9 protein-coding genes are annotated in these 9,966 nt (G+C 69.9%); all 9 read right to left on the reverse strand.

Annotated features, from left to right (window positions below; genetic code table 11):
- The coding region (locus F8271_RS27270) for a helix-turn-helix domain-containing protein (protein WP_225854792.1) at nucleotides 1-759 on the reverse strand (759 nt) is incomplete at its 3' end.
- A complete protein-coding gene (locus tag F8271_RS32645) occupies nucleotides 746-907 on the reverse strand; it encodes a hypothetical protein (protein ID WP_192580483.1) in 162 nt (53 codons plus the stop codon). The genes F8271_RS32645 and F8271_RS27270, both read right to left, overlap by 14 nt.
- Nucleotides 908-1,020: 113 nt before the next feature.
- Nucleotides 1,021-2,163, reverse strand: coding sequence for a helix-turn-helix domain-containing protein (locus tag F8271_RS27275; RefSeq protein ID WP_151492719.1), 1,143 nt, complete (start codon nucleotides 2,161-2,163; stop codon nucleotides 1,021-1,023).
- A 424-nt stretch (nucleotides 2,164-2,587) separates the two neighbouring features.
- Complete coding sequence (locus F8271_RS27280; protein ID WP_151492720.1) at nucleotides 2,588-4,966, reverse strand: discoidin domain-containing protein; 2,379 nt, start codon at nucleotides 4,964-4,966, stop codon at nucleotides 2,588-2,590.
- Between the two features lie 160 nt (nucleotides 4,967-5,126).
- On the reverse strand, nucleotides 5,127-6,395 hold the full coding sequence (locus F8271_RS27285) for a YeiH family protein (RefSeq protein ID WP_225854793.1): 1,269 nt from the start codon (nucleotides 6,393-6,395) through the stop codon (nucleotides 5,127-5,129).
- Nucleotides 6,395-6,541 (reverse strand): hypothetical protein, encoded by a 147-nt coding sequence (locus F8271_RS32650; protein ID WP_192580484.1) that lies wholly within the window; start codon nucleotides 6,539-6,541, stop codon nucleotides 6,395-6,397. The genes F8271_RS27285 and F8271_RS32650 overlap by 1 nt, the downstream gene beginning before the upstream one ends.
- Before the next feature lie 372 nt (nucleotides 6,542-6,913).
- Nucleotides 6,914-8,767, reverse strand: coding sequence for an adenylyl cyclase (locus F8271_RS27290; protein WP_151492721.1), 1,854 nt, complete (start codon nucleotides 8,765-8,767; stop codon nucleotides 6,914-6,916).
- Between the two features lie 164 nt (nucleotides 8,768-8,931).
- A complete protein-coding gene (locus F8271_RS27295; RefSeq protein ID WP_151492722.1) occupies nucleotides 8,932-9,408 on the reverse strand; it encodes an inositol monophosphatase family protein in 477 nt (158 codons plus the stop codon).
- 80 nt (nucleotides 9,409-9,488) lie between these two features.
- A complete protein-coding gene (locus tag F8271_RS27300; RefSeq protein WP_151492723.1) occupies nucleotides 9,489-9,761 on the reverse strand; it encodes a GlsB/YeaQ/YmgE family stress response membrane protein in 273 nt (90 codons plus the stop codon).
- Nucleotides 9,762-9,966: the final 205 nt, after the last annotated feature.

Consider the following 9,966-nt stretch of genomic DNA (forward strand, 5'->3'; position numbering starts at 1 on the left):
CCCGCCCCCACCCGCGCCTTGGTGATCATGAGGTTGACGGGTCATTTGATCTCCCCACGGCCCGCCAACCTCATGATCACCGACCCGGAATGGGGCCACGTCGGTCGGCGGCGGGAGGATGCGGTTCGCGGCGGCGAGCGTCGCGGCCAGGGCGAGGCAGTCGCGGCCCGACGCGCGCAGCGCCTGGCCGACGGAGATAGCCGCTGTCGCCGCGAGAGGCGGATCGTCACCCGCCACTGCCATCGCTCGATCGGCGCTCAGCCACCCGAGGTCGGCCTCACCGAGTTTGACCAGCAACGCGGAGGCGAGCCGGTATGTCTGCACCCGCAACTCCAGTGCCCTTACGCCCTGCACGACATCGAGCAGACTCGGCAACACCCGCACCAACTGCGCGTAGTGCGCATGCTGGTAGGTCAGCCAGGCGTATCCGACCTGCCGTCTCACCTCTTCCGCCGTCTGCTGCGTGACTTCCGGGGTGTCGTAGCGGGCGAGAGCGGCCCGGATGTCGTCCATCCCGTCGAGAGCACCGACCGGCGTCTTCTGCGACTGCTGGCCGAGCAGCACCTCCGGGTCGATCCGCAGCACCTCGGCCAGATCCTGGATCACCGAGTACCGGTCCAGGGCACGCACACCCCGCTCGACCTTGTCCACCCAGCTCTTCGACCTGCACAGCCGGTCGGCGAGCTGCTGCTGCGTCATCGACCGCCGCACCCGCCAGCTCGCCACGCGGCGGCCGATCGGAAGGTCATCGCTGGTCACGCCGCCACCGCCGGTCCGGGACCGCACGGGTCGTGTCCTCCACCGGTACGCGTTCCGCCTCCGCCTGCGCCAGGAGGCGCTGCTTGGCAGCCTCCCGCTCGGCCGCCTCGGCCTGCTCACCCTTGCTCGCCGTCCCATCGCCGCGCATGCCACCTCCGTCAGGCAGTGGGCGCGACGTAGGTCTCCGAACAGCTCTTATCGCCGTCACCCACGGTCATCGTCGGCGCGACAATGGGTGGCCGACCAGGCGAAGCGCGTCCGTTACGGCGTAGCGGACAGCCCAAGCAGATGGACGGCTTCGATGACTTTGTGAGCGAGGTCTTGGGATGCGGTGGCTATGGCGATCGCGTCTGCCATCGCCAGCGTCTCGCGAGCCGCCGCGGTGTCTCCGGCCTGCGCCTGGGCAACGGCCAGGTGGATCAGGTTGTGACCGTGCCACTCCGCGCCGTTGGCCTCCTCGTTGACGCCGGCGACGCCGGCCATCAGCAATCCCAGCGCTCGGTCGTTGGCACGGCTGTCCGTTGCACCGAGGTGCCGCAACACACTGCCCTGCTGGATGGCGAAGAACGACGGCGTGTACCAGTAGCCCCACGGAGACAACGGTTCCTCCGCAGCCTGCGCCGACAGGTCCGACGCCTCCGAAAGACACCCGAGCACCGCAGTTGACTCCGCACCGGCCATGGCAAGACCCCTCGCCTCTTGCCCTGCGCAATACGCCCGCAGAGCGGCAGTCACCGTGTGATCCCTTCTCGACTCCCGCGAAAGCCGAATCATGGTCGGGAGATCACGTCGGCACTCGGCCTGATACCCCTGAAACGACACGACGGTGGCGACCAGATCCGCGTTGCCGGCCTCGCTGGCCCACTGCAACGCCCTCGCGTTCCACACCGTGGCGGCACGCTCCTCGCCCCGCGCGATACTGAGCCAGCCCGCGAACTGTGCCCACTGCCCGGCCAGATCGACCATCCGAGGGCGCACGTCGTCGGGAGCGTCCCTCAGCAGGCTGGTCACGGTACCGAGGTGATCCCGTACCGGCCGCATGATCGGCCCTGATCCGATGGCATCCTCCAACCGACGGTAGCCCGCGAGGAGACCGGCGAGCGCCTCTGCTGTGGCGCGATCGGCCCGCCCTTGATGCGCCCGCACGTAGGCCAGACGATCGCCACCCTGCGGCGCTTCGACGACCAGCGCCGCCAACACGCCGTTTGCGTGCAACGCGTCGTCGAGCCGAACCGTCACGTCGACCGTCGGCTTCGTCTGCCCAGCCTCCAGTTGGTGAATAAGGCTCTTGCCGTGGTTGACAGCGGCGGCAAGTTGCCGCAGCGACAGTCCCCGTGCTTCCCGGAGTCGCCGCAGCTCAGTCGGAAAACGTGGGTCAACGAGTGTGGTCGCGCGTGGGGGCATGGCAGCACTCCTACCTCACGGCTTGACGGCGGCAATAGCGGCAGCCGCCAGTCCTGCAACCATCGACGGTACTCCCGGCCTTGTGGTCCGACCTAGCACATCGCTCGCAGCGACAGGCCGCTCGCCCGCGCGGGACCTCCGTCCAGGTCACTTCGATGACGCCAGCGAACGAGCTTCAGATGAGGGCTACTCGTGCTGCTCGGGCGCGGCGGGCCGGGTGGAATTGAAGCAGGTGACCCGGCGGGCCCGTATCGGCCAACGAGGAACGCACCCACCGGGCGGTCAATGAGCTGCTGGGCCAGTAGCTTCCGCCAGTAATGTTGAGGACATCGGGCCAGCCGTTGCCTGCCTGCCGCCCACCAGCTGAGAGCGCGGTGGGATGGGCGGCCGCCGGCCGGCATCCGGCGGCCGTCCCACGCCCGGGTCAGCTGCCGTACACCTCCAGGGTCGACAGCTGACCGGCCGGCCAGCCGGTGTTACCGGTCACGGTGATCCGCACGTAGCGGGTCTGCGCGGCGCTGAAGGTCAGCGTCACCTGGTTACCCGTCGACGGGTCGAACGTCCGCCCCGCCGAACCGACCAGTGTGCCGAAGCTGCCTCCGTCGGTGCTGCCCTGCACGGCGATGGTCTGCGTCCGGGTGGCCCAGGCCGATGACGGCGGCAGCTTCAGCACCACCCGCCCGACCGTGCGGGTCGCGCCCAGGTCGACCTGGACCCACTGGGGGAACGCGTTGTTGGCGCTCTCCCAGTAGCTGTTCGCGTCGCCGTCGACCACGTTGCCCGACCCGTAGGTCTGGACGTGGCTGCTCTCACTGGTGGATCGGCCCCGGGCGAGGTCGGCGTTGGTCGGGGCGTCGGTGGTGACGGTGACCGCGTTCGAGGCCGCCGAGGTGTTGCCGGCGGCGTCGCGTGCGGTGACGGTGAAGGTGTACGAGGTGGACGCGCTGAGCCCACTCACGGTCGCCGTGGTGCCGGTGACGGTGGCGACCACCGTGCCGCCCTGGCGTACCTGGTAGCCGGTCACGCCGTTGTCGTCGGTGGACGCCGTCCAGGCCAGGGACACGCTGCTCGCCGTACGGCCGGTCGCCGTGAGGCCGCTCGGCGCGGTCGGCGGGTTGTCCGTGGTGCCGCCGGCGGCGTACACCTCGACCTGGGCGAGCTGGCCCGCCGGCCAGCCGGTGTTGCCGGCGATGCTCAGCCGGATGTGGCGGGCCGTGGTGGTCGTCAGCGTGCGGGTGACGGTGTTGCCGGTCGCCGGGTCGAAGGTGAACGCGGAGGCCCCGGCGATGGTGGAGAAGGAACTGCCGTCGACGCTGCCCTGCACGGTGATGGTCTGGGTACGCGCGCCCCAGCCGGACGGCAGTCGCAGCACGAGCCGGTTGACCGGGTGGCTGGCGCCGAGGTCGACCTGCCACCAGTGCGGGAACGCGCCGCCGCCGCTCTCCCAGTAGCTGTTGGCATCGGAGTCGACCGCGTTCGACGCCGGGAACGGGCCGTTCTGACTGCTCGCCGAGGCGGCCCGTCCGGCGGCGAGGTTGCCACCGGTCGGGGGCGGGGTGCCGACCATCGGCGGTGTGGGGCGTACCGGGGTGAGGGCGAGCTGCCCCTTGAGCATCCGGCCGCCGTCGCCGGTGATCCGCAGGTAGTAGTCGGCGGAGCAGGCCACGCCGTCCTCGTCCAGCGCCCGGATGTTCGCACCGGCCGGGGTGGTGGCCTGGGTCTCGGACGTCTTGGCGATCTGGTTGCCCTCGTTGTACTCGTCGAACATGGACACGTAGAGGCCCTGCGAGCCGAGGCGGACCATGTTGTAGATGTGCCGCCAGTAGAAGTCGCCGTGCTTGCGGTGCCCACCGGCGAGGTCACCGGGCATCACGCAGGGCAGGTAGTCGATGCCGCGGGCCGCGCAGTCGGCCATGTCGCCGACGTTGACGTTGTTGTAGTAGGAGTCCAGCTCCTCGACGGTCCTGGCCCGGTAGACCATCCACGGCGAGATCGCGTGGAACGCGTGGTAGACGTCGAGGAAGCCGGGCCGGGAGTCCTCGATCCCCTGGCGCCACCAGGTGGGCACGCCACCGATGACGTAGCAGCCCTGCGCCTTGAACCAGTTGACGACCTCCAGGCAGGGCCCGGGGGTGAAGGGCCGGCTGGGTTCGCTGAAGCCGAAGCCCCAGATGCAGACGACCGGCTTGCCGTTCTGCCGGGCGTACGCGCTGGACGCGGTGTGCGCGGACATCTTCGTCGTCCAGTCGGTCTTGATCTCCGACTGCATGGACAGCCAGTCGGTGACGTCGTACATGATGTAGAACTTGCGGCCGTAGCGTTCGGCGGCCGAGCGGACCTTCTGCGTCATGGCGTCGCGGGTCGGTCCCTCGTCGCCCATCGGGTTGAACCGTTGCAGCGCGGCGGTGTCGCAGCCGTACTCCTGCATCCACCGGAAGTGGGTGTCCACCGTCTGCTGGTCGTAGGACGAGAAGAGGGTGGCCGGCGAGCCGTTGCCGAGGTTGGGGTACGCGGTGGGATAGCTGCGCGTGTACTCCCGCATGTCCGGCCAGGACACGATGGTGGTGTTGGCGGGCGAGGGCGGCTGGAAACGGTCGCGGCTCCAGTGCCACCAGCCGCCGATCGGCGCGGAGTCGCCGGGGGCGCTGAACCAGCCCTGGTAGCCGACCGTCACCTTGCCGACCACGTCCCCGGGAGGGCTCGCGGCGTGCGCGGGGCTGGCGAGGAGTCTGGTGGTGGAGGCGGCGGCGAGGGCGGAGGACGCCAGCACCGACGTGACGAATGTGCGGCGGGAGACCGCCATGGGGACCACTCCTTCGGGACGGAAGGCATTGACGGCCATCGTGGCAGCAGTGGTCGCCGCCCCGCAAGAGTTCGACTGATCGATGAAATTATTCGCCTGCTGCCCGGAAGGAGTCGAGCGCCCCGCCCCGCGCGGACACGGGACGGGGCGCGACGGCGGCTCAGGCCGAGAAGTTGCGGAACAGCAGGGACGCCAGGCCGAGCGCCAGCGCCAGGTTGAACACGGTGGCGCTGGCGAAGACCGCCACGGGCCGCCAGCCGGCCTCCCGCAGCGATGCCACCCGGACCTCCAGGCCGATGCTGACGAAGGCCAGGATGAGGAACCAGACGCGCAGGTCGTTGACGATGGCGATGGTGGCCTTGCCGTCCGCGCCCGCCGCGTCGAGGTACCAGGTGGCGATCACCGAGGCGGCGATGAAGCCCAGGACGAACTTGGGAAACCGCGTCCACAGCTCGCCGAGACCCGGTCGGGCGGCGCCGGGCCGCCGCTCCACCCGCAGGGTGAAGTACGCGGTGAGCGCCACCGCCACCACGCCCATCAACGCGTTCTGGGTGACCTTGACGATGCTGGCGATCTGGAGCGCCTCCTCGCCGGCGAGCGCCCCGGCGGCGGTGACCGCGGCCGTGGTGTCGATGTTGCCGCCGATCCAGGCGCCGGCCACCGCGTCGGAGAGCCCGAACACGTCGGCCAGCCAGGGCAGGATGAAGATGGACGGCAACGCGAAGACGATGACCAGACTCGCCGTGTACGCCAACTGCTCCCGGCGCGCCCGGACGGCCCCCGCGGCGGCGATCGCCGCGCTGACACCGCAGATCGACACCGCCGAGGCGAGCAACGCCCGCAGCTTGTCGTCGAGCCCGAACCTGCCGGCCAGCCACCAGGTGAACAGGAAGACCCCGCTGATCAGCAGGATCGCCTGGGCGATGGCCGGGCCGGCGGCGCTGGCGATGACGGCCAGGTTGATCGACGCCCCGAGCAGCACCAGGCCGGTCTTGATGAAGAACTCGGTCCGGAAGGCGGCGGCGATCCGGTCGCGCCACCCGAGCAGCGTGACGGCGGCGTTGCCGAGCAGGCCGAGCAGGATCGCGTAGACCGGGTATTCGATGGCGGCCCCGATGTCCTCCACGGCGGTGCCCTCGGCCCACGTCGGGACGTTCTGCTCCAGGTAGCGGGTGAGCGCCGCGAGACCGAGCACGACCAGCAGGCCCAGGGCGGTCCAGGCCCAGAACGCGCCACCACGTGCCGCGCTGGTGGGAGCGGTGGGAACGGCGGAATCGGCGGGGTCGGCGGGGTCAGCAGGATCGGCGGTGGTCGACGAACTGCTGGACTCGACCACGTCGGCGGGCGCGTCGTCGACTCCGGTGGCGTCGACTCGGGTGGCGTCGGTCGTGCCGGGCTCGTTGCCCGTGCGGGTCGCGTCGGCGGCCATCAGGGCACCAGCCCGGCGGGGATGGCACCGAGCAGGACCAGAGCGAGCAGGGCCAGGCCGAGGATGGTCGCCACCCAGTCCTCGTTGAACGCGAGCCGGGACTCCCCGGCCGTCGGTGGGGTGGACGATGGCTGGTCGGATGTCATGGCGTACCTCCATGGTTGTGAACCGATCCGGCGGTGCCGGATCGGTCGGAAGGTGCGGTGGCGAGCGGGCCGAGCCGAGCCGGTGAGCACGGGTCACGGGTCGACGCGCGATCCAGCAGTGGGGCCGGAGGAGGAGTGCGGCGGCGAGGCGTTCAGTCGGTGGCCGGTGCCCCCGGACAGAGCTCGCTGGCGGTCCGCATCAGGTCGACGACCCGACGCGAGGTGAGGAGCGGACCAACCGGCATTCACGTATTTTCCTACCAGGACGATAGGAATTCAAGACCGTCGACGCGAAATCTCATCGGACCCGCGCCACGGCCGGCGGGGCCGGAGCCATCACCGGCTCCGGCCCCGTCGGTACGCCCGCGATCCCTACGAGGTCGGGTATCGGGTCAGGTAGACCGGAGCGCCGACCTTGGTCATGTCGGCCGCCTCGCCGACGCCGTTGACCACGTGGTCGATCGTGCCGGCGCTGAGGTTGACGGTCATGATGTGGTGCAGCCGCACACCCGGTCGGTTCGGGACCTCGAAGCCGTTCTCGGTGTGGATCGACGGGTTGTTCTGGTTGAAGACGTAGACCCCACCGCCGTACAGGGTGTGGTGGCGCACCCGGTCACCGACCTTGTACCCGGCCCAACCCTCGACCGCGCCGTTCATCCAGTCGGCCTGCGTCGGCGGGTCGTACGGCAGCTCGTTCTGGTACAGGATCGTGGTGCCGTACTCGCCGTTCCAGACGGTGTTGTACCGCTGGAAGTGCTCGACGAACAGGCCGGTGGCGGTCACGTGGTCGCCGTTGATGACGGCGCCGTAGCGACCGGTGTTGGTGCGCCAGCGGTCGGTGTCACCGTTGACGCCCTCGGTGAAGCCCTCCACGCCGTGGTCGACACGCCACACCCAGGTGTGGTCGATGAGCACGTTGTCGCTGTTGACCTCCAGGGCGGTGTTCGTCCGGCCGATGTGCGGGCCGCCGACCCGGAAGTACACGTCGGACAGCGTGGTCGGGTTGGTGGGGCTGCTCGCGTCGCGGCCGCGCTGGCGCCCCACCCGCAGCAGCACCGGCGATTCGACGAGGCCCGCGTCGATCGTGACGCCGGCGACGATCACACCGGGGACACCGGCAACGTCCAGCGGGATGGCACCGTCGACCGCGGTGAGCGTCGCGTGCCCGATGCCGATCACGACGGTGTCGGGCCGGCGCACCTCGATGCTGCGGGCGATGTCGTACGTGCCGGGGGTGAGCAGCAGGTGCTTGCCGCGCGCCAGTTGGCTGTTGATGACACGCACCGGATCGGAGGGCTTGGCGATGAAGAAGTCACCGATCGGAATGGTCCGCCCCGGGGTGATGCCGTCGGCCCAGGAGACGCCCCGGCTGTCGCGCTGGGCGGCGGGCACCCGCACGTTGTAGTGGCCCTTGCCGTCGACGAAGAGGTACGGCTTCTCCCGGCTCACCGGGGTCGCCTCCAGGGTGGTGTACGGCGGGTCGGGGAACGTGGCGTCGTCCGGTGCGCCCTCGACGCCGGCGAAGACCTGGTTCCAGACCGCGTTGGACCAGCCGGCGACCTCGCTGTTGCGGGTCAGCCACTGTTGCTGCGAGCCGTTGGTGGTGGCCGGCAGCCGGGAGTCGGCGATGAACCCGCCGCTGGCGTACTGCGGGCCGGCGGTGCAGTAGTCCATCAGCGACAGCCCGCCGCCGGTGATGTCCAGCCGGCGCATCGACACCGCCTGGGACACCGCCCAGAAGTTCGCCGACGACCGGCAGCCGTCCTGGCCGGCGGCGTTGATGGTGAGCGAGAGGTTGGACAGGGTGCGCCAGAAGTTGACCAGCGCGAGGCAGTTGCCGGTGCCGCCGTCGGCCAGGCACCGGTTGTAGACCTCGAGCTTGCCGTTGACGGTGACGTCGGTGGGCGAGGCGCCCAGGCCGGCGACCTCGGTGTAGTAGCCCACCTTGGCCTGCAACGGCTCTTCGGCCGCGCCGTAGGCGCCCGGCTTGAACAGGTAGGCGTGCCGCTCGGTGCCCATCTCGTTGTCGACCTGCCGGGCGTGCGCGGCGTCGAGGGTCTGCTGGATCTCGCCGACCGGCATCGTCGGGTCGAAGATCGTCACGTTCGGGCCGAAGTCGGGTGCGCCGTACGTGGGGCGGCCGGCGGTGGCCGCCGTGCTGGTCGTCGTGACGGCGGTGGTCACCAGAAGGGCGAGGATGAGGATACGACGGGACGGGGTTGTCATGCGGTTCGTCCTCTCCGCTGGCCGGCGGCGTACTCCCGGCACAGCTGGGGCGGTGAGAGCGCTCTCTGATCCCTGCGGCCGAAGGTGGGTCGCGCCGAAGGGGTTGACATGTTTCTACCCGCTGAGCCGGTCGCGCGCCATGACCACGGACGGCGAACTTCGGCTCAGTCCGGCACCGGCGCCACATCGGGGCCGTCCGTACGGACCCGGCAACCCCGGCCACGGCCCGCGTAGATGATCTGCCGGGCCACCGGCTGGTTGATCACGGCGAGAGCCACGCCGTGCTGGTCTTCGAGGGCGAGGTTCGTACCGAAGATGGGGATGCGGTAGGCGAAATACCTGGTGCCGTCAATCGGGTCGATGACCCAGCGCCTGCCCGACGTGCCAGCCGTGGCGCCGGTCTCCTCTCCGCATATCCCGTCGGCGGGGAACCGGTCTGTCAGCTCACCGCGGATCAGCGCCTCGACGGCGAGGTCAGCCTCGGTCACCTCGGTCTCGTCCGCCTTGATCGCGGGCGCGAAGTCCGCCGCGAAGAACCGCTCGGCGACCAGGCTGCCCGCGCGCTCGGACAGGCCGATCGCGAACTCCAACAGATTGTCGTCGAGCCGGGGCGCATCCATCATGCACGGTAGCCGCGTCACCGACCGGTCCACTGTGGCCCAACGGTGCGCCGAGGCCCGCCCTCCTCCGGAGTGCGGGCCTCGGCGATGGTGTGGCGGGGTCAGCGCACCGAACGGCGGCCGTAGGTGCCGGCGACGATCGCCACGCCGACGGCGGCGAAGGCGACCTGCAGGATCAGCTCGATCCAGTCGATCCCGCTGGTGTCGTCGACACCGACGGCGCTGGCGACGAGCGTGCCGAGGATCGCCGCGACCACACCGATGGCCAGTGTCAGCCAGATCGGGATGTTCTGCTTGCCCGGCACGACCAGCCGGCCCAGCACGCCGACGACCAGTCCGATGATGATGGCGGCGAAGAAGCCGGTAATTTCCACGAAAGCCGTCCTTCAGGAGGGGATGTCGTCAACCCGTTGATTGCCCCAAGCAACCATCCGCGAAACACCCTCCGAACCCGGCACGCAAGGCGTGCACCCGAATCCCTCCCCGCTTCGTCGATCATGGAGTTGTGGTGGTGTACGAAACGGCCTTTCGTTGCCAAAACGGCCACCACAAGTCCATGATCGACGCGGTGTGAGGGCG

The sequence above is a fragment of the Micromonospora sp. ALFpr18c genome, assembly GCF_008868155.1.
Classification (GTDB): Bacteria; Actinomycetota; Actinomycetes; order Mycobacteriales; family Micromonosporaceae; genus Micromonospora.